We start from the raw sequence: 22257 nt of genomic DNA, 5'->3' as shown, positions 1-22257 counted from the left end.
CCGGTATCGTTTAACGCTTTTTTACCGTGTTTTACGCACGCCTCTCAAGTCGACCGGATAGTGTGTCTGTCGGTTGTCGTCCCATCCGTGATGGGTGGGCGGTCGGATCAAAGGACACCATATGACAAACGTCAAAGTTTACGCGGTTCTTACGGCAAAATCCGGGAAAGAAGTAGAATTGGAAGACTTGCTAAGAGGCATGGCTGCGCCTTCGCGGGGAGAGAAAGGTAACTTGCGCTATGATCTTTGGCGAGACGCCGCGGAGCCGAGCCGTTTCATCCTTGACGAGATGTACATCGACGCGGAGGCCAACTCCTCTCATCGTGAAACTCCTCATTTTCAAAACTACGTGGGCAAGATCGGCGAACTCGCGGATCGATCCGTTTATACCGTGACAGCCGTCGACGTGACTGACCTATGAGCATGAGATTCACTGCATTTTACAACGCTTAATTACACTCGATCGATATCCGGCGTGAAGATAACGCATCCAGTTACAGGGACGGGTCCGAAACACTTTTCCCACCCCATTAAGGATGCGACCGATGCTCGACAAAGCCTATCACGCTCAATGCGCCGCGGTTAACGTTCATTCCTCCGATCCCGTGGAGCGCGGGCGATGCCGCCTGACACTGCTGTCGCTGGCTTTGGGCAGTTTCTGCATTGGCACCTCCGAATTCGCCAGCATGGGTATCCTCCAACTGTTTTCCGAAAGCCTGGGGATAAGCATTCCTACTGCGACGAACGCCGTGACTGCCTACGCTTTCGGAGTGGTCATCGGCGCACCACTTGTCACGCTAGCGGCTGCACGACTAAACCGTCGCACCCTGCTTCTCATGCTCATGGCGCAGTTCGTATTGGGGAATATCCTGTCCGCGCTGGCGGCCAACCTGGAGATGTTCGTACTCGCTCGTTTCATCAGCGGCATGCCCCAAGGTGCATATTTCGGGGCAGGAGCCGTTGTAGCCACCTACGTCTACGGCCCTGGCCATACCGGCAAGGCCTTCGCTCTGGTGATGATGGGACTGACCGTGGCGACCATCGTCGGCTCCCCACTCGCGACGTTCCTCGGCCAGACCATCGGCTGGCGAAACACCTACTTTGCGGTGTCGGGCCTCGGCGCGCTATCGTTCCTGGCGCTAATGGCGTTCGTGCCGAAAACCCACGCTCTGAACGGTAGCTCCGTCATACAGGAGCTTAGCGCTCTGCGTAAAGGAGCAGTATGGATGACCATGCTCGTCGCCGCTCTCGGCGTTGCGAGCATATTTGCGATCTACACTTTCGTAGGACCGTTAATCACGGATGTCGCCATGCTGGAAGCAGGATGGATCCCGATTGCACTTACAGTTTTCGGACTCGGGATGACTGCAGGCAATTTTCTTGGCGGTCGTCTCGCCGACACGTATCCGGCACGTGGTCTCCTGCTCGGATTTGGCGTAGCAGTCGTCGTACTCGCAGCACTGGCCACTTTCGGGTTCAAGCTTCCCGTCCTATTCGCCGGTTTCTTCCTGGTCGGCGCAACAATGTTCACCGCGATACCGACTATCCAGGTCAGACTGACTAAATTCGCTCCCGAGGCGCCCACCCTTGTAGGCGCGATGAATTTGGCGGCACTTAACCTGTCCAATGCGATCGGGGCATGGTCGGGTGGCCTCGCGATTGCGAGCGGCTTTGGCATTCTCTCCTCCGCTTGGGCGGGGTTTTGCCTCACGCTCACCGGTCTCGTCATCTTCACCATGACGCTCACTCGCCGTCCTAATCTGGCAGCCGCCTAGACCGTCACACATCGTGGTACCTTAGCGCATAAGGACAAACGTACGGCAACAGGAAGCCGTGTTGGGAGCAGCAACAATGTCCAAGCCAAAGCTTTTCACGCCTATAAAGATAAAGAACCTCACATTGGCCAATCGGATTGTCATTGCGCCGATGTGTCAGTATTCCGCCGAAGAAGGGAACATGAACGAATGGCACTTGATACATCTGGGCAAGCTTTCCCTCTCAGGCGCAGCGCTCTTGACGATCGAGGCAACTGCAGTTCTCCCGGAAGGACGGATTACCTATGGAGATCTCGGCCTCTACAGCGATCAGAATTACGCGGCTATGAGCTTGACGCTCGAGAGCATCCGGCGGTGGTCGGACATGCCTATCGCGATTCAGCTCAGTCACGCCGGCAGGAAGGCGTCGACCGAAGTTCCCTGGAAAGGTGGCGGCCAGTTTGCTCCAACTGACGGACTCGGTTGGCAAACATACGGCCCGTCGGCGATCTCCTACAACGCTGATCAACAACCGCCCGTCGCTTTGGATAAAGAGCGACTGAAACGCGTTCGCGATGCATTTGGAGCTGCCGCGGCGCGAGCCGACAAACTCGGTATCGACATCGTGCAACTTCACGCCGCGCACGGTTATCTACTCCATCAGTTTTTGTCACCGTTAGCCAACCAACGCACGGACGAATATGGCGGGAGCATCGAGAACCGAATGCGCTTTCCCTTAGAAGTTTTCGATACGGTCAGCGCAGCATTCCGTGAGAAGCCGGTTTCAGTGCGTATCTCTGCGACGGATTGGGTTCAGGGTGGCCTGACGCTTGAAGAGTCGCTTGTTTTCGCACAAGAACTCGAAAAGCATGGCGCTGGCGCGATACATGTGTCCAGTGGAGGCCTCCATCCCGCCCAGAAGATCGCAGTAGGGCCTAGCTACCAGGTCCCGTTGGCTCGAGAGGTGCGGAAGGTCGTCCACGTTCCCGTGGTCGCGGTTGGCTTGATCACCGGCTACGACCAAGCCGAAGCGATCGTCGGGACTGGTGACGCCGACATGGTAGCCTTGGCAAGAACTATCCTATTCGATCCGAACTGGCCGTGGCACGCTGCAGCGGAGCTGGGTGGTAAAATTCGTGTACCAAACCAATACCTTCGCTCGCAGCCCAATCGGTATCGCGGTCTTTTTGAGACGGAATAACACGCAGCTCCACGGTAACATCAACGCAGAAAGGATCTCAGGATGCCCCGTCATTGCAGATTCCGGGATTATGCAGCAAACGGCGCGGGGACATTTTCTCGGACGAATGAAAGCTAACACTCACGGGGTGCATCCCACTCGGAGCTGTCCGGGAAGGCTCCATTTTATAGATCAGGCCAAGTCAGAGACCCAAGCCGTTCTTGTTGAGGAGTGATTGGCAATGGTCGGCGGGCGCATGGACGCCATTTCTGTTGGTGATCTTGAAAACGGCATTTGGCATCGTCAGCCGGGCTTCGTCTTCGCAGAAGGCGTAGGTCTCCAAAGGTCGATGGCCGCTGCGGTCGTCGACGCTGAGCACGCCGCTGGCCGCGTGGCCGCAAATTAGCGAAGCCTCGGAGCGGATCGGGGTTCGGGTTTAGAAGAAAATGTCGAATCTTGAAAGCCAACCTTATTCGCTATGCGGTCAGTCCTGCCCATTAGGGAGCGACTGCTTTAGGATAGCACGCCGCGAATTCTTGAACTGCCCTGATGCCACTCTCCCATGCACCGTGAGCTGTAGAGAAGTCGAAACGACTTGTCGCCTCGCCTGCAAAAAACAGTCGCTCGCTCACTGGTTTTGCCAATGTCTCGCGGTCTCGAGCGCATCCGGGCAATGCATGGCTGTATGAGCCGTGGATCCATTCAACGTTGCACCATGAAGAGGACGAAATTGGCTTGAGGTATTTTTCAATTTTACCACCGAGCAGCGCCGTCAACTCCTCGATGGCAAAGGCGAAAGCTTCGAGAACTCCAGCGTCTTCAATCGCGATCGCGCCAGGTCCGCCAAAAAATCCCTCAACGATCGGGCGACCAAGCGGTCGGATGTAGTAACTGCCCGTTTTGTCGTTTGCGGGATTGCCCAGAAGATGAGTTTCCGCCTCCAGACCATGATTGCCTTCAAGGTGGAAGAAAAGTTTGTCCGCCAGGCCAAGCGGCAGGTTCCCAGCTGCGTGCAAGTGGTCGTCCATTTCCGATCGAATTCGATAAGGGCTCTGGCAAGCACGGCTGTCGAGACCGTCACAATCACCGCCCGGGAACCAATTGCTCCGCGATCGGTCTCAATCCTAACGCCGGTTCGGGTTAGCCGCACCTTCCTCGCAGCGCAAGATAGATAAAGAGGAACAGCCGGCATACTCCTTACCAACAACGTTCCATATCCTTCACGCACCCGCCAGTTTGCCTGGGTCGCAGCCGTGTCGTAGGCAAGGAAATCCTCGACTGAGAGGCTATCGAGCGGCGCACCGTTGAGATATCCGCTTAGAGACTGACAGTAAGCGTTCCACTTCCCACCTGGGTCAAGGGCATCCGAAGCTCGGTCAGAGGCAGGTGGGTCTCTTTCCATCTGTTTAGACATTCCCGCCCAAGCCTCAAGGGCAGCTTTTCGATCATCGGGAGTGAATCCGAGGTCCCGCCATTGATCCTGCCAAGCGGTGCGACCTTCTACGACATCGAAGCCTTCAGCCCTTGCCATATCGACCAGCGGATTGCGTTCACCAGAATGTAACCAGCCACACCCCATGTCGAGTGGGAGACCATAGATCTCGTTGGTCCAGGCTCGGCCGCCGACGCGGCTGCTTGCTTCAATGACAACTACCTTGCGACCCAGCGAGGTCAGCATACGGGCCGCGGAAATACCAGCTGCCCCAGCGCCGATTATTGCCACCTCGAAGTCCATAACGCGCTCCGTTAATTTTGGTGAAATTGGCCGCCGGATGCTCATGATTCGGGCTACCGAGACTATAACGCCTACAGATCTTTGTTATTGTACATCATGAGCTTTTTCGAAACCCTAGTGGCGCTTCTGGCAGTCGCCGTGTTTCTGTTGCAGATCACAAGGCGAGTCCACCTGCCCTATCCAGGCATCCTTGCCGCGGCTGGCGTAGCGGTCGCGATGGTTCCCGGAGCACCTAACATCCCGATTGATCCCCATACAGCGTTGGCGCTTTTTATCGCGCCTGTCCTCGTCGACTCCGCCTATGACTTTCCTATCGGCGCTGCGAGGCGCATGCTCCTGCCGATCTTTGTTTACGCAGTAGTAGCCGTTCTCGCTACCACGGGTATCGTCGTTGCTATCGGCACGATGACCGCCGGCCTCCCCCTAGCGGTTGCCGTCACTCTTGGCGCGATCGTCGCTCCTCCGGACGCTGCGGCGGCAACCGCCGTTCTGTCAGGACTACCCGTCGATCGCAGGGTGGATACGCTGCTCAAGGGTGAGAGCCTGTTCAACGACGCGACCGCCCTTTTGCTGTTCAGCGCGGCTCTGAACGTCCATGCCAGTGGCGGGCTAGGGTCGGCGACCGTTATCAAGATTGCGATCGCGGCACCGGGTGGGATACTTTTCGGTATCGCATTCGGTTATCTTCTTTCCAGACTCAGGCCACTCACGGAAAACACGGTAGGCGGGACGCTTCTCCAGTTCGTTTACGCGTTCGCAACCTGGATAATCGCCGAGAGACTGCATCTGTCGGCGGTATTGGCTACCGTATCAAGCGCTATGACTATCGCCACTTTGGCGACTGTCAACGACTCCCCCCGGATGCGCGTCCATTCGTTTGCCGTATGGACGACCGTGGTTTTTCTCCTGAATGTGGTAGCGTTCTTGCTGATGGGCCTGCAGGCGAAAAGCATCGTTCAGACAATGTCTCCTGATGAGCTAACCCGCGCGATCAGCTTCGCCACGATTGTCGTCTTCAGCGTGATCGTTTGCAGAATTGCGATTGCTTTTCTCTTTCACGCGGTAGTCGTGTACCGACACAAAAGAGGGGGTTACCTCGCACCATTCCAACATGGAGAGACTATGCTTGTGGGGTGGGCCGGGATGCGTGGCCTCGTCACTCTTGCGACTGCCTTCGCTCTCCCACCAGATTTCCCCGAGCGCAACTTGGTAGTACTCGCGGCGTTTGCCGTTGTGCTTGCGACGCTTGTCATCCAAGGGGGGACGCTGGCTCCGATGATCCACCTTCTCCAGCTAGGCCGCCAGACGGCAGTCCGAAAGGAGACCGATGTGGCTAGAGCTGGCCTTGCTGAAGCTGCGGTCGCAAGGTTGGCCTCAGAAGAAGGACCCGAAGCAGCAGCACTCATTGCTAAGTATGCCAAGACCGCAGCGGACCCCGGCGGCCTGTCGGACGATCGACGCCGCGGGCTATTGCGCGCTGCGACCCTAGCTCAGCGCCAGCGCCTCGATGAACTTAGAGACGCCGATCTCATCGGCGCGACGCAATATCTGGAATTGCAAGAGGACCTGGACTGGCAGCAGCTGGCGGCCGAGTCCGAGAAAGAAAGGCGGATAACGGAAAGCTAAAGGGAAAGTCTCTCGTTGAGGCTCCTGCTGGTCGCCATTTTCGAGCAGCCGTAATCAGCGGTTATCGAGAAGCCGCGACTCCCACAGTACTCATGAGATCTGAGCTGTTGAGATCATCAAGCACTTTGTTTGCACGCTGCAGATCGGGCGTGACAAAACCGTCAAGGAATTGGCCATATACCGGCTCGAGCACTGTTTTCGCATCATTAACCTGAAACTTTTCCAGGAGAAGCGAGGCGAGGTCCGTCGCGGCCCGTAGCCGCCAAGCCCAAGAACCATGGTCTTCCGCAATCGCCAGAGCCCGCGAAAGAGTTAAATGTGCATCGTCATCGCGACCTTTCGACCGTTCTTCGATTGCCTTGAGACGAAGCAATTCGGGAAGCATTGAGCGTTGTGGGCCGATCTCGAAGACGTAATTCAGAATGCGAGCCGCTTCATCCACGCATCCAATCTCGTGAAGCGCTCTCGTCAGAAGCGCGTAGTAGACATGCCTGCCGTGCTGAGGGAGGCCAGTGCGGAGTTGATCGAACGCCCGCATGATCGCATCAGGATCTCTTCTTGACCCGGAAAGTGCGTCGAAGGCTTCCGCATAACAGACGGCAACAGGGGTCCAGGTTGGCACCTCATACCTGTCGATGGCCTCCCTCAATTTGGCGAGACAGTGCCCGCCGAGTGCATAGTCGCGGCATTCGCTGAGTATGAAAAGAATACCGCGAGTGAAGCAGTATATCAGCGTCCAACCATGATGTGCCTCCAATGCCCAATGGGCTGCGGTCTGGACCCGACGTAATCCGGTTCCCGGCCTCTGCGAGCCGAGCCATTGAGCCGCACCCAAAGTGTTTTCGGTCCTGATCCGAATGTCGGCGTCAAAGCGAGACGCGGTCCCATCCGAAGCGTTCCGTATTTGCTCACGGAGCCGTTCAAGTCGAGCGATAACTGCTGGGTAGTCGCTCTGGATAACATCCATCTCGGCGAGAAGGGTCTCGTGCTCCCACAGAGCCGGGCGGTTACCGCTTTGCATCGCGGCGTTCTTCAGCTGCGCAAGTGTCTCCTGCGCTGCCGTTCGATATCCTGGCAAAAGTCGATAGCTAGCCAGCGCCACAAGTCCCTGGCACTCAGCATCTTTGTCCCCGACATCACGCGACAGCTTTATAGCTTTCTCGAACGTCGCAATGGCTTCATCAGTATCGGTCGAGACAAATCGGGTGACAGCGGCCAGCCCCAGGAGGAGTTTCAGCTTGAGCGCGCTCTCTGAGCAAGATATCCGATCATAAGCTGCAAGAGCCTCTTCGCAGTTCCTTCTTGCGTCTTCCATCATGGAAAGTTCATGCCATAAGGGAAGGCCCGTAACCACCAGCCTCAGACCGAGCAACGTGTCACCACTCTGATAAAGAGCCCAGGTGATGGCCTTGCGCAATTCTTCTGCGCGGGTGGCATATGTCGTGTACCACTTTTGAGCTGGGAGTCGTGCCTGCTCGGTTATGGACTTCTCGAACACCTCTAGAACATATCGAGCGTATGCCGCCGAAACTTGTTCAACTTCCCCCGAAATCTCCAGGAGGTTGGCAGCAAATGCTCGTGTGCTGTCCAGAAGCCGAAAGCGCATCTCGTCGGATGCGTGCTCGATGCTCAACATCGATTTCGAGCGAAGGCCCGCAAGCGCATCGAAGACAAGGGCGGGATCAAAGTGGTGGTGACTTATCACACGGAGTAGTGCGCCTGGTTCGAATGGTTGCGCGAATATCGAGGCGGCACGAAGAACGGCCGCCTCGGATTCGGTGAGCATTGCATAACTCCACTCCAGCGTGGCGAGAAGAGTCCGCTGCCGCAGCGGGGTCTCAAGCTCACGGCCGGTAAATCCAGCAAATCGGTTGTCGAGTTCTCTGAGAACATCGGCCGCCGCTTCGACCAACAGGCGGGGGGCGATAAGTTCGATCGCAAGCGGCAGACCGCCAAGCCTCCGGCAGATCTCCGCGACTGTTCCTGCCTCCCCGTCCGTCAGTTTGTAATCGCCCGCCTCCGAAGCCCGTTCAACTAGCAGCTTTGGAGCGGGATATGCCAGGACTTCCTCCGCGGCGGGAGCTGCGCCTGCCGGTGGCACCCCCAGGGGCGCCAGCCATACGACTTTCTCGTGCTTGGCGCGCAGAACTTGTCGGCTTGTGCAGAGGATCCTTACGCTCTCGGTTCTCCTGAGTACCACTTCGCATAGATGCGCCACGGCATTGCTCACATGCTCGCAGGTATCTAACACCAGCAGGGTTGCTCGTTTGGCGAGGGTTGAGGAAATAGCATCAAGTCGGTCTTGACTACCTGAATTGATGCCCAGCACGGCCGCAAGTGAAGGTATGACATATTCTTCATCTGTAATCCGCGACAGATCTACAAACGTCACAGGAACCTCTTCTTCGCCCTCAACAATCCGGGCGACAGCAATAGCCACCGTTGTTTTGCCTATGCCTCCTGCCCCGACGATGTTGGTTAGCCGGCCGATCCCGACGGTTTTGCACAGCTCGGCGATCTCGTCAGCTCGGCCAATGACGTTACCTAAGTGAGGAATCTGTGTGCTCGCGATGCTCTGTGGGTTACCCTCATCAGACGCAATGCCTTCGGCTTCGTCGCTAAGCCAATAACCCCGGTTTGAAAATGTCTTAATATAGTCGCCCGCAGCCGAGTATTTTCGAAGGGTTCGCCGCAGCGAGGCGATTGTGACCTTGAGATTTCCATCTTCAATGAAGATGCCTGGCCATGCCGCGTCGAACAGGTCACGTTTTGTGACGACCTCTCCTTTCTTTCCGGCCAGTGCGATGAGCAATTCCATTGCTCGGTTGCCAAGGCGCACCTCTTCCTCGTCGCGGAACAAGCGGCGGAGCTTGAGATGCAGGCGAAAGGGCCCGAACGCGACCATCTCGGGCGGTTGCCGTGATGCCATCAAATTCTCCTGCAGTTCGGAGAACTGCTTGCGAAACAGCGACGGGACGGGGCCTCACCAACCGGACAAACAAGGGCCTTATGTGCAAGAGACTGTCATCTCGCACCGAATCTACCGCACAATTCTCCTGGAGTCATCCGCCCTTATGTTCGCCCGCCCTGGCGACGGCGACCGGAACACCTTTGTAGGAGGGTGTCCCGGAGGTGCGGTCGAAGTGTTTCAATGGCACCAAGGTGTTCAACTCAGGATAATATCCGGCGACAGAACCCGATGGAATGTCGTAGGCAACCGCGGTAAGCCGCTGCACTTTACGATCGCGTTCCTCCGCGTCAACCAGGCACCGTATATCAACGAGGTCGCCGTCGCTGAGTTGTAGGGCCGCTAAATCGGCCGAATTCATGAAAAGAACGTCCCGTCGGCCAAATACCCCACGATACCGGTCGTCCATTCCGTAAACGGTGGTGTTATATTGATCGTGGCTTCGGATCGACGTCAGAAGGAGAGCGTCTGGCCGTGTCAATAAGGGATCCTCAAGGAGGCCCCGAGCGACCAGGAAGTTTGCTTTCCCGGTGCCGGTGTTCCACCGACGGAATGATGCGGCCACATCCAGACGAAACCCTCCCGGAACTCGGATTCGCTTGTTAAAATCGAAGAATTCCGGGAATACAGCTTCAATTTTATCTCGGATCCGGCTGTAATCCGCGATCAGCCCATCCCAGTCGATCGAATACCGCCCACCAAGTGTGGCCTTGGCGATGCCGGCAATGATTGCCGGCTCCGACTTCAACATCTCCGCCGGCGGCTTTAGAAAGCCCCTCGACGCGTGAACCATCGACATCGAATCTTCCACGGTAACGGCCTGGGGACCCGAGTCTTGCGTATCGATATCCGTTCGACCCAAGCAGGGAAGTATCAACGACGTTCGCGCTGTAAGCAAATGCGATCGGTTCAGCTTAGTAGAAATATGCACTGCGAGATCAAGCTTACGCATCGCCTGAAACGTCGCAAGTTGGTCCGACATGGCGACGGCCAGGTTCCCACCGAGGCAGATCAGCGCTTTCGAACGCCCTTCCGCGATCGCATGAACAGCCTCAATGGCGTTGTGTCCCTTTTCGCCGTTAGGCCTAAAGCCAAAAGCCTTCTCCATTCCATCCAGCAGCGCCTCATTCGGGATCTCTGTAATCCCTACGGTGCGGTCACCCTGAACATTGGAGTGGCCCCGGATCGGGGCGATCCCAGCGCCTTCGCGACCGATATTGCCGCGTAACATAAGCAGGTTGGCAACCTGCTGCACGTTTTCGGTTCCGTGGGCATGCTGAGTCAGCCCCATCCCGTAGCATACGATTACGTTTTTTGCCTTCACGTAGACATCGGCTGCGCTTTCGATTGCTTGGCGGGTGAGCCCGCTAACTGATTCGATATTAGCCCAGCTCGTCGACTCTATGTCCGCCCGGAGTGCGTCGAATCCAACCGTGTGCTCCGCGATGAAGGCACGATCCAAGACCCCCTCGCCTCCGCCCGCAATCGCCTCGGCGTCGCGAACGAAAATCGCCTTCATGATCCCCTTCAACGCTGCCAAGTCACCTCCGACACGGACCTGATGATAAGCGGAGGCTATACGCGTCGATGACATTGTAGCCATCTCAAGCGGATCTTGAGGTGCCGCGAAACGCTCGAGTGCACGTTCCTTGAGCGGGTTGAACACTATGATTGGCACACCTCGACGCGACGCATCATGCAGTGTCGACATCATCCGGGGATGATTGGTACCGGGATTATGTCCGAAACTGAAGATCGCGTCGGCGTGGTCGAAATCCTCCAGCGTCACAGTACCTTTGCCGACACCGATCGACATCGGCAGGCCAACGCTCGTAGCCTCATGGCACATGTTAGAGCAATCAGGGAAGTTGTTTGTCCCGAATGCGCGGACGAAAAGCTGATAGAGAAAGGCAGATTCATTCGAGGCTCTGCCGGACGTGTAGAACTCCGCCTGGTGAGGGCTGTCCAGATTATTAAGCTCACTCGCGATCAATTCGAACGCGGTCTCCCAAGCAATCGGTTCGTAATGATCAGTGTCGCGATTATAGAGCAACGGAAGCGTAAGCCTCCCAGCGTCTTCTAACTTGTGATCTGTCCATTCCCACAGCGCCGCCACGGTGTGTTGTTCGAAGAAAGAGGCATCCGTCCTTTTGGCGGTCGACTCCCAGGTGATTGCCTTGGCCCCGTTTTCGCAAAATTCGAACGACGAGGTGTGTTTGGGATCCGGCCAGGCACAACCTGGACAATCGAAACCCTCCGGTTGGTTGGCCTTTAGCAGCGTTCGCGTGCCCTGCGCGATGATTTGTTGATGGGCAAGGGTCTTTGCTACGGCTTTTAGCGCATCCCAGCCGCCGGCCGGACGGTCGTAGCGCTCGATGCCTTCTGGTCGCTTTTCCTTCACGGGATCCTCGTGGCAAATACAAGTTGAAGCTTGAACTCTATCAGCACATCACACGTGACGCACATTATACCGCGGCATAGTGGATCCGAGCGATATTGGAGGATGATCCGCGGAATTGAATACTGCCCGCGCAATCACAACCTCGATCCATAGCAGCACTGCTCTAGCGTGGGATGATTTCTGCGGGTCATGGAAGAAAGGGGTTTGGTCATTTCGCGTCCTGCGAACTTCGTTTTTCATAACTTCAGGCGACGCTGAGTTGCAACGGGGCTTGCAGACATAGGCCGTCGCATGGTTCATGGACTGGCAATCCCGCATGTATGCGACATCATTCACGCCGCTCCATTCGAAAGCTGACTGCATCTAGCAAAAGCAATGCTTGGTTCCAGCACTGCTTGCGCTTCGCGAGTTTGTCATGGAACTTGCCCAAGCCCAAGATCCCTGACAATGGCGATTAGACCGCTCATGCAGACGGTGCCGGCTGGTCTTTCAACTGCTCATCGCGACGACCCGGCTTCGTTTCAGAGGCTGGTTTCGAACAACGGTGATCCAGGGTTGGCATGACGTCGAAGGTCGCGTAAGGGATAGCCTTTGGAGTTTTCTTTCTTAGGCCCTCCTCTGCCTCTACCAGTCCTCAGCTCCGACGACAACGCGCGTCGGAACGATCGCTTGTCTACGCTGTTATTGCCTCGACCTGATAGACACGGCGCATCAAGGCCAGCGTGATGCTTGTTCGATCAACGTCCCCGTCCGAAACCATTTCTGTAGTCTTGCGGCGCGACGCCATAAAGACACGCCTCCAGTGAGGCTGTCGCCTTCAGCTGCACAGAGGGATCTCCCCCAGCCACAAGCAAAGTGTCGACGTCCGCATCCAGCACATCGCTCAGTGCTTGCGAAGCCAGCACCATTCCCGAGTCGGTCGCAACAGCGCCGCCAAGCTCGGAAGCAACCACCAAGTCATAAGCGCTCCCTCCATCTGCAAGCCGTGCATCGCTAAAAACCTGGAGCGGACCTGCAATATCGAGCAGCTTCACCTGATCGAAAATTACGAAAACAATTTTGCGCGCACGCTGCGTGGTTTCGGACTTGGCTGATTTCGAGGTCATACGTTTTTTATGCCGGGCCGGCTGGTTTGAAAAGGCATTCGATGAGCTTCGATGAACTCCAGAACCAAGGGCACTGGAGGATCTTACGTTGGAGTTTCGGCCCACGCACCTTGAGACGGGTGCTCCGATCGGTGCCACTCGTCGGCAAGACCCGCATCGTGGTCGCCGACAATGTGGCTGTTTCTGGTGGCCGCAATCGACGAACCGGAGACCGAATAATCGCCCTTAAACTATGCAGCCCCTTGGTCCACGAGCGCTAGAACTTAGTCGCTTGTGCGGTTACCGCTTTCGAACGGTGCTGCGTCGCCTGTCACCCATCGCTCCATGACCTGATTGGAGAGCAGACGCTGCGCCAAGGCCTCACTGACGCCAAGTTCCTGCAGTTTGGTCACATCGATGTAGGCAAAACGCGGGTCGTCCTTCAGATCGCCCAATAAATCCTGGACACACTGCCTCGTGCGGCAGGCATCGAATGCGCGGCGCTCAGACCCCTGCCTACGGAACGGAGAGATTAAAAAACCTCCTGGCGAAGCAATTCAAAGTTTTCGATGTTAGTCATTAGTGCGATCAGTTCTGACGGCCTATCCGTGGAATTTATATAAAAAAGGATGGGAAAGCTGGCAAAATCCTGTTCGACAGGATCGCCATCAAATGGATCAATATTCTTTTTTAAAACGAATTGCTCTTCGCCTCCCGCACCAAAGTCGTAATAAATCCCAGCCTGATAAAAACTATCTCGCTCGGCAAAGAAAAAACCCAACATCGATTCTGCTGAAACCTTTGCTTCCGAAAGCGAAGATTTTCGAATCCCATACAATAGAAAACTAGGCATAACCTCTTATTAATCCGGAATATCCGCCGCCTCAAAGGTTGCCAGGGCGTAGCTATTACTTTCGGGCAAAAAAGCTTCAACTTCATAGGCGGCGGGTGAGGCTGGATCGCCGAAAACCAAGACAACAGTAACAACCGTTCCGGCAGGAAGTACTGTCGTGGTTTTTTCACCAACCACTACCGCATTTACCGCTTTCGGCAAAGAGAATACGTCATTTTCTTTCATTGCGTTCATTTGTCCGAAGGAATCCCTGTTACCAATCGTACAGTCCCTGAGTTGTCCTGCATGAAGACAAATTTGGTATTAATTGTCCTTCCGTTCGCACCCAGGATTGGAATGACTTGCTCATACGTTCTCCCATATTCATTGGTTTTTGTCGCCGTTGCTGTCTCGACGTCAAAATACAATTGCGCAGAGAGGCTCTTCCAGTTGCTTTGATCGAACCGAGCGACTTGCCTTCGATCGCAAGCGGTATGCTTGGGCGCGTAGAAAAAGATGACCAGCGATGGCCAAGCTTCATCGGAAAATGCGAGATATTGCTGAACTTTATTTCCGGATCGGAGAGCGTCAAGCGCTGAAATCGAATCCGCGGATCTCAAATTAAGTATCATGAGCTGCCGGAACCGGCGCATCTTGCAGTTAAATGCCAAACGACACTCGGCGCGGTGTCCGCAGATTGACAGGATACACTGCTTCGGACTAAATGTCCTCAGTCCTAGGACAAAGGACAGTGTTTTATGAAGAGCCAAGATATCGTCGTCCTGCTAAAGCTGGTAAGCCTACAAGAGCAGGAACTCACCAAGGGCATTGATCGGCTGCGATCGGAATCCGTGGGGGGAGACCCATATTCTGTTCGGAACCTAGAGGCGCTACTCGGGATCAGCAAGACGGAAATAGCGCAGTCGATCAAGCGCAGTGTCGCATCAGGCATCGCTCGAAAAGACAACAGCAAGAACGAGCCTCGGCCAAGCCGAAGGAACCTGTTCGGCTTCATTACCACCGGGCTAAAGTTCGTCTTCCCCGCTAAAGTTGGGCCGATGCAGCGCGGCATACCGACCGCCTTCGCCGCACCTATGCTCACGGAACTCCTGATCAGTGGCGGGGCGTACAACTACGTTTGGCCCTATGCCAACGGAAGGGAGATGGGGCAGGCGGTGGAGCCGCTCTTCAAGACCGTGCCGGACGCAGTCCTGAAGGACGACACACTCTATGAATACCTCGCGTTGGTCGATGCGATCCGGCTCGGGAACCAGCGGGAAGTCGGTCTCGCAACCGACCACCTCAAGTCAAGGATCATGAGCAAATGACAGCGATCCGCGCTCAACTGCTGGAAATGATGAAAGCCGTTGCCTCGGCGCTTGGCGAAGACCTCCGCTCGCGCCTGGTCTTCGTTGGCGGATGCACGACCGCGCTATTCATCACTGATCCGGTCACGCTCGAGGATGTGCGTGCCACAGATGACATCGACCTGATCGTTGATCTGGCGGGCCTTCCTGCCTGGGCACAGCTCCAGGAAGAGCTTCGACACCGGGGTTTTATGGAGGCCGCTGACGAGGCGGTGATCTGCCGCATGCGTCGGGGCAAGCTCACGGTCGACTTCATGCCGGATGATCCGACTCAGCTGGGCGTTCTTGATGGGAGCGGAATCCCAGACTCTGTCATCTGACGTCTGGGGCAGTTGAAGGGATGTGAACCGGCGGCCCCTCAACTCAGATAAGCTAAGTGCCTGATAAACCGAAATTGGCGGCATAAGAGTGTGAGGCGAGCGATTGCACTCACTTCGGAACAATCTCTTCCACGACCGTCAATCAGTCGACCTCCTAGCAACGTCCACGGAAGTGAAGGCTAGCACCTTTTCAAAAGATCAGCAGTCGCGCCATACATCTGCATCTCGTGCTTCTGCTAATCCTCACTTTGCGTAGAGAGCGCGCGATCGTTCGAGGTGCTTTAGGATCGCGGTTTCCGAACCGTCGATATCGTTGGCCTCCAGGCACTCCACGATTTCCTCGTGTTCAGCCAAGGTGAACTTTTCCTTGCCGGTCCAGATCAGCATTTCGGTGTGATATTCCTTTAGCCAGGCAAGCATGGCCTCGCTGACAGCGACATAGATCGGATTGCCCGAGATTTGGGCGATGCGGGTGTGGAATTCCATATCGGCATTGATGAACTCTTCGGCGCGGCCGAGCGAGGCGCGTTGGCGCTCTATGATATTTCTGAGATCGTTGATGTCGGTTGCCGAGGCGCGCTGTGCGGCCTCGCGGGCCATGCCGCGCTCGAAGAAGATGCGTGCGCTCTTCAGATGTTCCAGCGAGTCGGCCGATTGCGACAGCATGATCTTGGCCGTGAGATCGACCTGGCGGAAGATCGATTTCGCAGTGAGCTGCAGTACCTTCGCCCGCTCGCCATGCGAGATGTTGACGAGACCCTTGTTGGCGAGCGACTGCATGGCTTCGCGGATCGCCGGCCGGCCGACGCCGAAGCGCTCCATCAGCACCCGCTCGGAGGGCATCTCATCACCGGGCTGAAGCTCGCCTGAGGTGATCATTCGCTCGAGTCGATCAAACACTTCGTCGGAGAGTTTCCGGCGGACGATCTGTTCGATGGGCTGGGTCATGAGATCTCGCTGGCTCAAAATGTTTCCTCCTAACAGTTTTCGACGCCGAGAACAAAGCTCGCGGCCGAAAATTTGCACAGCCGAAGATTCCGCTTTCTATTGGTTGGAATACTCATTATACCAGATCACGAGTTGACGCCATGACAATCTGCCTGCCGAGAGGAGCAACCGTCCGTTTCATGATGATAACCCTGACCTACCGCATCGAAACGCCCGGCAGCGTCGAGGCGATGGCGGACAAGATCGCAAGCGACCAGTCGACCGGAACCTTCGTGCCGGTTCCGGGCGAAACCGAAGAGCTGAAGTCGCGCGTCGCCGCCCGCGTTCTGGCGATCCGCCCGCTCGAAGAGGCGGCTCATCCGACCTGGCCCGAGGCCGCACCCGGCGCGCGGCTCCACCGCGCCGACGTCGACATCGCCTTCCCGCTGGAGGCGATCGGCACCGACCTTTCGGCGTTGATGACCATCGCGATAGGCGGAGTCTATTCGATCAAGGGCATGACCGGCATCCGCATCGCCGACATGAAGCTGCCCGAAGCCTTCAAAAACGCCCATCCTGGCCCGCAATTCGGCATTCCCGGAAGCCGGCGGCTGACCGGCGTCGAAGGCCGGCCGATCATCGGCACGATCGTCAAGCCGGCGCTTGGGCTTCGGCCGCACGAGACGGCGGAGCTTGTCGGCGAGCTGATCCAGTCGGGAGTCGACTTCATCAAGGATGACGAGAAGCTGATGAGCCCGGCCTATTCGCCGCTCAAGGAGCGCGTCGCGGCGATCATGCCGCGCATTCTCGATCACGAGCAGAAGACCGGTAAGAAGGTGATGTATGCCTTCGGCATCTCGCATGCCGATCCGGACGAGATGATGCGCAACCACGACATCGTCGCTGCCGCCGGCGGCAACTGCGCCGTCGTCAACATCAATTCGATCGGCTTCGGCGGCATGAGCTTCCTGCGCAAGCGCTCTAGCCTGGTGCTGCACGCCCATCGCAACGGCTGGGACGTGCTGACGCGCGATCCCGGCGCCGGGATGGATTTCAAGGTCTATCAGCAGTTCTGGCGGCTGCTCGGCGTCGACCAGTTCCAGATCAACGGCATCAGGGTCAAATATTGGGAGCCTGACGATAGCTTCATCTCCTCCTTCAAGGCCGTCAGCGCGCCGCTCTTCGGTGACGCCGATCGGCCGCTTCCGGTCGCCGGCTCCGGCCAGTGGGGCGGACAGGCGCCGGAAACTTATCAGCGTACCGGCCGCACTGTCGATCTTCTCTATCTCTGCGGCGGCGGCATCGTCAGCCATCCCGGCGGCGCGGCAGCCGGTGTTCGCGCCGTGCAGCAGGCCTGGCAGGCGGCGGTCGCCGACATTCCGCTGGATGTCTATGCGAAAGAGCATCCGGAACTTGCCGCCTCGATCGCGAAGTTCAGCGACGGCAAGGGCGCGTGACCGTCATGGATCAGCTTCTCGTCAGCTATTACGGGGATGATTTTACCGGCTCGACCGATGTCATGGAGGCGTTAGCCTCGAACGGCGTTCCCTCGGTGCTCTTCCTCGACCTTCCCTCGCCGGAGCTGCTCGCGCGCTTCAGCCATTGCCGCGCGATCGGCATTGCCGGAACGAGCCGCAGCGAGACGCCGGCCTGGATGGAGCAGCATCTTGCGCCCACTTTCGACTGGCTGCGCTCGCTCGGCGCCGCCATCTGCCATTACAAGGTCTGCTCGACTTTCGATTCCAGCCCCGGCATCGGCAATATCGGCAAGGCGATCGAGATCGGAAGCAAGAACTTCGGGCAGGCGATCGTGCCTGTTATCGTCGGTGCGCCGCAGCTGAAGAGATACACGGCATTCGGCCATCTCTTCGCCGCCTATCAGGGCCGCGTCTTCCGCATCGACCGCCATCCCGTCATGAGCCGTCATCCCGTCACGCCGATGGACGAGGCGGATCTTGCGCTGCATCTGTCGAAGCAGACTGCCCTTCCCGTTCTGCTCGCCGACCTCGCCGCGATCACGGCCGAAGACGCCGATCAGCGCATTGATGCGCTGGCCTCGAGCCCGGAAGGCATCCTGCTTCTCGACGTCGATTCAGATACGACGCAGGCAGCCGCCGGCCGGCAGATGCTGCGCGTCACCAGCCGTTCCGGCAGCTTCGTCGTCGGCTCGTCCGGGGTCGAATATGCCCTGCTCGATGCCTGGCGGCGGGCCGGCGTCATCGACCGGACCGGCGCGGAATTTCCCGATGCCGGTCCGGTCGATCGCCTCGCCGTCGTCTCCGGCAGCGTCTCGCCGACGACCGAGCGCCAGATCCGCACCGCCGTCGAGAACGGCTTCGAGGCTTTCGCGCTCGATCCGCTCGCACTGGTTTCGGAGAATGGCGAAGCCGCGGTGGCAGCGGCGGCGCAGGCCGGCATTGCCAAGCTCAGGGAAGGCAGAAGCGTCATTCTCTACACCGCGCTTGGCCCATCCGCCGATCGCGGCGCCGATATCGACAGGCTTCCGGGCGCACGACATCGCCTCGGCAGCGCGCTCGGCACGATCCTGCGCCGGCTGATCGAAGCGGAGGGGCTTTCGCGTGCGGTAGTCGCCGGCGGCGACACGTCGAGCCACGCGCTCCGGCAATTGAAGATTGACGCGCTGACGACGCTGCTGCCGCTTCCCCAGACGCCGGGGTCGCCGCTCTGCCTCGCCCATGGCGACGACCCTGCGACCAACGGCCTGCAGATCGCGCTCAAGGGCGGCCAGGTCGGCACCGACGGCTATTTCGCGCAGATCCGCGACGGTAGGAAGAACTGAGATGGTCGTCTGGGTCGGCACCAGCTTCAAGATGAACAAGACGTTGGAGGAAGCGCTCGCCTTCGCGCGCCGCCTCGCTTATGCGGACGGCGACCGCGATCCCCGCGTGCAGCGCTTCGTCATTCCTGCTTTTACAGCCGTGCGCGAGGTGAAGCGCGTGCTTGTCGAAACCTCGGTGAAGGTCGGCGCTCAGAACATGCATTGGGAGGATGCCGGCGCCTGGACCGGCGAAATTTCGCCTCTGATGCTGAAAGATTGCCGGCTCGATCTCGTCGAGCTCGGTCATTCCGAACGGCGCGAGCATTTCGGCGAAACCGACGAAACCGTCGGCCTGAAGGTCGCGGCCGCGATCCGCCATGGCCTGACGCCGCTCATCTGCATCGGCGAGACCTTGCAGGAGCGCCAGGCGGGCCAAGCCGATGGCGTGCTGCGGCGGCAGGTCGAGGCTGCCTTGAGGGGCGTCGACACTAAGGCAGACGAGGCTCCGATCCTGCTCGCATACGAACCCATCTGGGCGATCGGCGTCGACGGCATTCCGGCCACTGCCGACTACGCGTCGGAGCGGCACGGCAGGATTGCCGAAGTGGCGAAAGCCATTCTCGGCCGCGCCGTGCCTGTTCTTTACGGCGGCAGCGTCAATCCCGGCAATTGCGAGGAACTGATCGCGCAGCCTGATATCGACGGCCTGTTCATCGGCCGCTCCGCCTGGTCCGTCGAAGGCTATCTCGACATCCTCTGCCGCGTCAGCGCGGCGATCGATCGCTCATCTCCACGCCAGACGGCGAGTGAAAGGAAAATGCCATGAAGATCGCAATCGGCGCCGACAGCGCCGGCAAACCGCTCCTGGATGTCATTGCCGCCCATCTCGCCGGCAAGGCGAATCTCGAAGTTCACGATCTCAGCCAGTCCGGCTTCTATGCCGATCTTTCGCAGCGCCTGGCGCAGACGATCGTCGACGGCGAACATCAGCGCGGCATCCTCTTCTGCGGCACCGGCATCGGCGTGTGCATTTCCGCCAACAAGGTGCCGGGCATCCGCGCCGCGCTGACCCACGACACCTATTCCGCCGAGCGGGCGGCGAAATCGAACAACGCCCAGATCATCACGATGGGCGCGCGCGTCATCGGGCCGGAGCTGGCGAAATCGATCGTTGATGTTTGGCTCGCCTCCGAATTCGACCCCGACGGACCCTCGGCCGGCAACGTGCAGGCGATCGACCGGCTCGATGCGGAAAAACATGCGCCTTGAATTTTTAAGTAGTGATATGGTGATTGACTCATCATACCAGTATATGATCCTATCTAGAACTGAAAAGGTGAGGAAAACATGACCAAGATTGCTCTCTTCGGCGCCGGCGGCAAAATGGGATACCGGCTTGCCAACAATCTCAAGGGCTCGCGCTTCCAAGTGCGCCATGTCGAGGTGAGCGACGCCGGCAAGGCTCGCCTGAAGAACGATCTCGGCCTCGAGTGCGTGCCGGTCGATGCCGCCCTAGACGGCGCCGACGTGGTCATCCTCGCCGTGCCGGATACGGCGATCGGCAAGGTCGCGTCAGGGATCGTCGACAAGCTTGCGCCCGGCACCATGGTCGTGGCGCTCGACGCCGCGGCACCCTTTGCCGGCCACCTGCCGAAGCGTGACGACCTCACCTATTTCGTCACCCATCCCTGCCATCCGCCGATCTTCAACGACGAGACGGACATGCAGGCCAAGAAGGATCATTTCGGCGGCCTGTTCGCTAAACAGCACATCGTCTCGGCGCTGATGCAGGGCCCCGACAGCGCCTATGCACTCGGCGAGGAAATCGCCAAGGTCATCTGGGCGCCGGTCATGCGCTCGCACCGGGTCACCGTCGACCAGCTCGCCATGCTCGAACCCGGGCTTTCGGAAACCGTCTGCGCCTCGCTGCTCGTCATCATGCGTCAGGCCATGGACGAATGCGTGGCGCGCGGCGTGCCTGCAGAGGCGGCCCGCGACTTTCTGCTCGGCCATATGAACGTGCTCGGCGCCGTCATCTTCAAGGAAGTCGACGGCGTCTTCTCGGATGCCTGCAACAAGGCGATCGAGTTCGGTATCCCGGCGCTGATGCGCGACGACTGGAAGAAAGTATTCGAACCGCAGGAGATCGCCGAAAGCATCCGGCGCATCACCTGAACCGGCCTGGGGAGGCACGCCCTCCCCCTCTACCGCCCCGTAGACGGGGCTTAGCCGCTCCGGGGAGACGGGGCTTCATTCACAACAGGGAGGAAAAAATGAAACTGACGCGCAGACTGACACTTGCAGCTTTTGCCGGCGCGCTGGCAATGGGAACGGCCATGCCGACCTTTGCCGCCGATCTCATCGCCATCATCACGCCGGCACATGACAATCCCTTCTTCAAGGCCGAAGCCGTCGGCGCCGAAGCCAAGGCGAAGGAGCTCGGCTACGAGACCCTGGTCATGACCCATGACGACGACGCCAACAAGCAGTCGGAAATGATCGATACGGCGATCGGGCGCGGCGCCAAGGCGATCATCCTCGATAATGCCGGCGCGGACGCTTCCGTCGCCGCCGTCAAGAAGGCCAAGGATGCCGGCATCCCCTCCTTCCTGATCGACCGCGAAATCAACGCGACCGGCGTTGCCGTCGCCCAGATCGTCTCGAACAACTATCAGGGCGCGCAGCTCGGGGCGCAGGAATTCGCCAAACTGATGGGCGAGAAGGGCAATTATGTCGAGCTGGTCGGCAAGGAGTCCGATACCAATGCCGGCATCCGCTCGCAGGGCTATCATGACGTCATCGACGACTATCCTGAGCTGAAGTCGGTCGCCAAGCAATCGGCCAACTGGAGCCAGACGGAAGCCTATTCGAAGATGGAGACCATTCTCCAGGCCAATCCCAATATCAAGGGCGTCATCTCGGGCAACGACACCATGGCCATGGGTGCGATCGCTGCCCTTCAGGCGGCCGGCCGCAAGGATGTGATCGTCGTCGGCTTCGACGGTTCCAACGATGTGCGCGACTCCATCAAGTCGGGCGGCATCAAAGCGACCGTCCTGCAGCCAGCCTATGCCCAGGCTCAGCTCGCGGTGGAACAGGCAGACGCCTACATCAAGAACAAGACGATGCCGAAGGAAGAGAAGCAGTTGATGGATTGCGTTCTGATCAACGCCGACAATTCCGGCAAGCTCGAGACCTTCGCACTGACGAACTGATCAGCCGCGAGTTGCCGAGGGCACAGTGCTGCGCCCTCGGTAATGCATTTCGCAAGACGTCGAGGTTC

At 58.1% G+C, this 22257-nt stretch carries 19 protein-coding genes and 2 pseudogenes; 12 read left to right on the top strand and 9 right to left on the bottom strand.

The features are described 5' to 3' along the window. The first annotated feature begins 121 nt into the window (after positions 1-121). The 3 genes from EFB14_RS20490 (at position 122) to EFB14_RS20480 (ending at position 2955) form a co-directional block, all read left to right on the top strand. Complete coding sequence (locus EFB14_RS20490) at positions 122-421, top strand: putative quinol monooxygenase (protein ID WP_126828447.1); 300 nt, start codon at positions 122-124, stop codon at positions 419-421. 124 nt (positions 422-545) lie between these two features. After that, positions 546-1775, top strand: a complete 1230-nt coding sequence (locus EFB14_RS20485; protein WP_126828445.1) for an MFS transporter — start codon at positions 546-548, stop codon at positions 1773-1775. A 76-nt stretch (positions 1776-1851) separates the two neighbouring features. After that, on the top strand, positions 1852-2955 hold the full coding sequence (locus EFB14_RS20480) for an NADH:flavin oxidoreductase/NADH oxidase (protein WP_126828443.1): 1104 nt from the start codon (positions 1852-1854) through the stop codon (positions 2953-2955). Between the two features lie 181 nt (positions 2956-3136). Here the strand turns inward: EFB14_RS20480 and EFB14_RS32970 are convergent, their stop codons facing one another. Both EFB14_RS32970 and EFB14_RS20475 read right to left on the bottom strand, forming a co-directional pair. Beyond that, positions 3137-3313 carry a hypothetical protein gene (locus EFB14_RS32970; protein ID WP_164737555.1) on the bottom strand — a complete coding sequence of 59 codons (177 nt, stop codon included), beginning with the start codon at positions 3311-3313 and terminating at the stop codon, positions 3137-3139. A gap of 118 nt (positions 3314-3431) precedes the next feature. Continuing rightward, positions 3432-4669, bottom strand: a pseudogene (locus EFB14_RS20475) (flavin monoamine oxidase family protein). Between the two features lie 96 nt (positions 4670-4765). Here EFB14_RS20475 and EFB14_RS20470 point away from each other — a divergent pair. Then, on the top strand, positions 4766-6295 hold the full coding sequence (locus EFB14_RS20470; protein ID WP_126828441.1) for a cation:proton antiporter: 1530 nt from the start codon (positions 4766-4768) through the stop codon (positions 6293-6295). Between the two features lie 61 nt (positions 6296-6356). On the opposite strand, the gene EFB14_RS20465 is transcribed toward EFB14_RS20470, so the two are convergent. The 6 genes from EFB14_RS20465 to EFB14_RS20440 form a co-directional block, all read right to left on the bottom strand. Further along, complete coding sequence (locus EFB14_RS20465; protein WP_126828439.1) at positions 6357-9224, bottom strand: ATP-binding protein; 2868 nt, start codon at positions 9222-9224, stop codon at positions 6357-6359. Positions 9225-9357: 133 nt separating this feature from the next. Beyond that, positions 9358-11664 carry an FdhF/YdeP family oxidoreductase gene (locus EFB14_RS20460; RefSeq protein WP_126828437.1) on the bottom strand — a complete coding sequence of 769 codons (2307 nt, stop codon included), beginning with the start codon at positions 11662-11664 and terminating at the stop codon, positions 9358-9360. 737 nt (positions 11665-12401) lie between these two features. Continuing rightward, positions 12402-12770 carry a DJ-1/PfpI family protein gene (locus EFB14_RS20450; RefSeq protein WP_126828426.1) on the bottom strand — a complete coding sequence of 123 codons (369 nt, stop codon included), beginning with the start codon at positions 12768-12770 and terminating at the stop codon, positions 12402-12404. Positions 12771-13033: 263 nt separating this feature from the next. Then, complete coding sequence (locus tag EFB14_RS32965) at positions 13034-13204, bottom strand: hypothetical protein (RefSeq protein ID WP_164737554.1); 171 nt, start codon at positions 13202-13204, stop codon at positions 13034-13036. A 77-nt stretch (positions 13205-13281) separates the two neighbouring features. Next, positions 13282-13533 carry a hypothetical protein gene (locus EFB14_RS20445; RefSeq protein ID WP_245438266.1) on the bottom strand — a complete coding sequence of 84 codons (252 nt, stop codon included), beginning with the start codon at positions 13531-13533 and terminating at the stop codon, positions 13282-13284. A gap of 78 nt (positions 13534-13611) precedes the next feature. Further along, positions 13612-13836, bottom strand: coding sequence for a hypothetical protein (locus EFB14_RS20440; protein WP_125851156.1), 225 nt, complete (start codon positions 13834-13836; stop codon positions 13612-13614). A 503-nt stretch (positions 13837-14339) separates the two neighbouring features. Between EFB14_RS20440 and EFB14_RS20430 the strand changes: the two genes are divergently transcribed. Continuing rightward, a complete protein-coding gene (locus EFB14_RS20430; protein WP_125851158.1) occupies positions 14340-14909 on the top strand; it encodes a hypothetical protein in 570 nt (189 codons plus the stop codon). Further along, positions 14906-15229 (top strand): annotated as a pseudogene (locus tag EFB14_RS20425) (hypothetical protein); the annotation flags it as partial. The gene EFB14_RS20430 and the pseudogene EFB14_RS20425, both read left to right, overlap by 4 nt. A gap of 282 nt (positions 15230-15511) precedes the next feature. On the opposite strand, the gene EFB14_RS20420 reads toward EFB14_RS20425, so the two are convergent. Beyond that, complete coding sequence (locus EFB14_RS20420) at positions 15512-16216, bottom strand: transcriptional regulator NanR (RefSeq protein ID WP_126828422.1); 705 nt, start codon at positions 16214-16216, stop codon at positions 15512-15514. 179 nt (positions 16217-16395) lie between these two features. On the opposite strand from EFB14_RS20420, the gene oiaX reads away from it, so the two are divergent. The 6 genes from oiaX (at position 16396) to EFB14_RS20390 (ending at position 22189) form a co-directional block, all read left to right on the top strand. Then, positions 16396-17652, top strand: a complete 1257-nt coding sequence (oiaX, locus tag EFB14_RS20415; protein ID WP_126828420.1) for a 3-oxo-isoapionate-4-phosphate decarboxylase OiaX — start codon at positions 16396-16398, stop codon at positions 17650-17652. A 5-nt stretch (positions 17653-17657) separates the two neighbouring features. Next, the gene (locus EFB14_RS20410) at positions 17658-18995 is read left to right on the top strand and encodes a four-carbon acid sugar kinase family protein (protein WP_126828511.1); all 1338 of its coding nucleotides are present in this window, start codon (positions 17658-17660) and stop codon (positions 18993-18995) included. A gap of 1 nt (position 18996) precedes the next feature. Continuing rightward, entirely contained in the window at positions 18997-19800 is an 804-nt protein-coding gene (locus tag EFB14_RS20405) for a triose-phosphate isomerase (protein WP_126828418.1), read from the top strand. Next, positions 19797-20243: a D-erythrulose-4-phosphate isomerase gene (derI, locus tag EFB14_RS20400; protein ID WP_126828416.1), complete on the top strand. Its 447-nt coding sequence runs from the start codon at positions 19797-19799 to the stop codon at positions 20241-20243. Before EFB14_RS20405 ends, derI begins: the two co-directional genes overlap by 4 nt. 78 nt (positions 20244-20321) lie before the next feature. Beyond that, positions 20322-21149: a phosphogluconate dehydrogenase C-terminal domain-containing protein gene (locus tag EFB14_RS20395; protein WP_126828414.1), complete on the top strand. Its 828-nt coding sequence runs from the start codon at positions 20322-20324 to the stop codon at positions 21147-21149. 98 nt (positions 21150-21247) lie between these two features. Then, a complete protein-coding gene (locus EFB14_RS20390) occupies positions 21248-22189 on the top strand; it encodes a D-ribose ABC transporter substrate-binding protein (RefSeq protein WP_126828412.1) in 942 nt (313 codons plus the stop codon). Positions 22190-22257 lie beyond the last annotated feature (68 nt).

Origin of the sequence: Rhizobium fabae, assembly GCF_003985135.1 — a bacterium.
GTDB lineage: Bacteria > Pseudomonadota > Alphaproteobacteria > Rhizobiales > Rhizobiaceae > Rhizobium > Rhizobium pisi.
This window is presented reverse-complemented; position numbering and strand designations above follow the sequence as displayed.

Excerpts from the sequence above, each read along its gene's own strand:
- EFB14_RS20440 (WP_125851156.1), bottom strand. The coding sequence starts at position 13,836 with ATGAACGCAATGAAAGAAAATGACGTATTCTCTTTGCCGAAAGCGGTA.
- EFB14_RS20420 (WP_126828422.1), bottom strand. The coding sequence starts at position 16,216 with ATGACCCAGCCCATCGAACAGATCGTCCGCCGGAAACTCTCCGACGAA.
- EFB14_RS20395 (WP_126828414.1), top strand. The coding sequence starts at position 20,322 with ATGACCAAGATTGCTCTCTTCGGCGCCGGCGGCAAAATGGGATACCGG.
- EFB14_RS20450 (WP_126828426.1), bottom strand. The coding sequence starts at position 12,770 with ATGACCTCGAAATCAGCCAAGTCCGAAACCACGCAGCGTGCGCGCAAA.
- derI (WP_126828416.1), top strand. The coding sequence starts at position 19,797 with ATGAAGATCGCAATCGGCGCCGACAGCGCCGGCAAACCGCTCCTGGAT.
- EFB14_RS20430 (WP_125851158.1), top strand. The coding sequence starts at position 14,340 with ATGAAGAGCCAAGATATCGTCGTCCTGCTAAAGCTGGTAAGCCTACAA.
- EFB14_RS20445 (WP_245438266.1), bottom strand. The coding sequence starts at position 13,533 with ATGTTGGGTTTTTTCTTTGCCGAGCGAGATAGTTTTTATCAGGCTGGG.
- EFB14_RS20465 (WP_126828439.1), bottom strand. The coding sequence starts at position 9,224 with ATGGCATCACGGCAACCGCCCGAGATGGTCGCGTTCGGGCCCTTTCGC.
- EFB14_RS20405 (WP_126828418.1), top strand. The coding sequence starts at position 18,997 with ATGGTCGTCTGGGTCGGCACCAGCTTCAAGATGAACAAGACGTTGGAG.
- EFB14_RS20485 (WP_126828445.1), top strand. The coding sequence starts at position 546 with ATGCTCGACAAAGCCTATCACGCTCAATGCGCCGCGGTTAACGTTCAT.
- EFB14_RS20410 (WP_126828511.1), top strand. The coding sequence starts at position 17,658 with ATGGATCAGCTTCTCGTCAGCTATTACGGGGATGATTTTACCGGCTCG.
- EFB14_RS20480 (WP_126828443.1), top strand. The coding sequence starts at position 1,852 with ATGTCCAAGCCAAAGCTTTTCACGCCTATAAAGATAAAGAACCTCACA.
- EFB14_RS20490 (WP_126828447.1), top strand. The coding sequence starts at position 122 with ATGACAAACGTCAAAGTTTACGCGGTTCTTACGGCAAAATCCGGGAAA.
- oiaX (WP_126828420.1), top strand. The coding sequence starts at position 16,396 with ATGATGATAACCCTGACCTACCGCATCGAAACGCCCGGCAGCGTCGAG.
- EFB14_RS20390 (WP_126828412.1), top strand. The coding sequence starts at position 21,248 with ATGAAACTGACGCGCAGACTGACACTTGCAGCTTTTGCCGGCGCGCTG.
- EFB14_RS20470 (WP_126828441.1), top strand. The coding sequence starts at position 4,766 with ATGAGCTTTTTCGAAACCCTAGTGGCGCTTCTGGCAGTCGCCGTGTTT.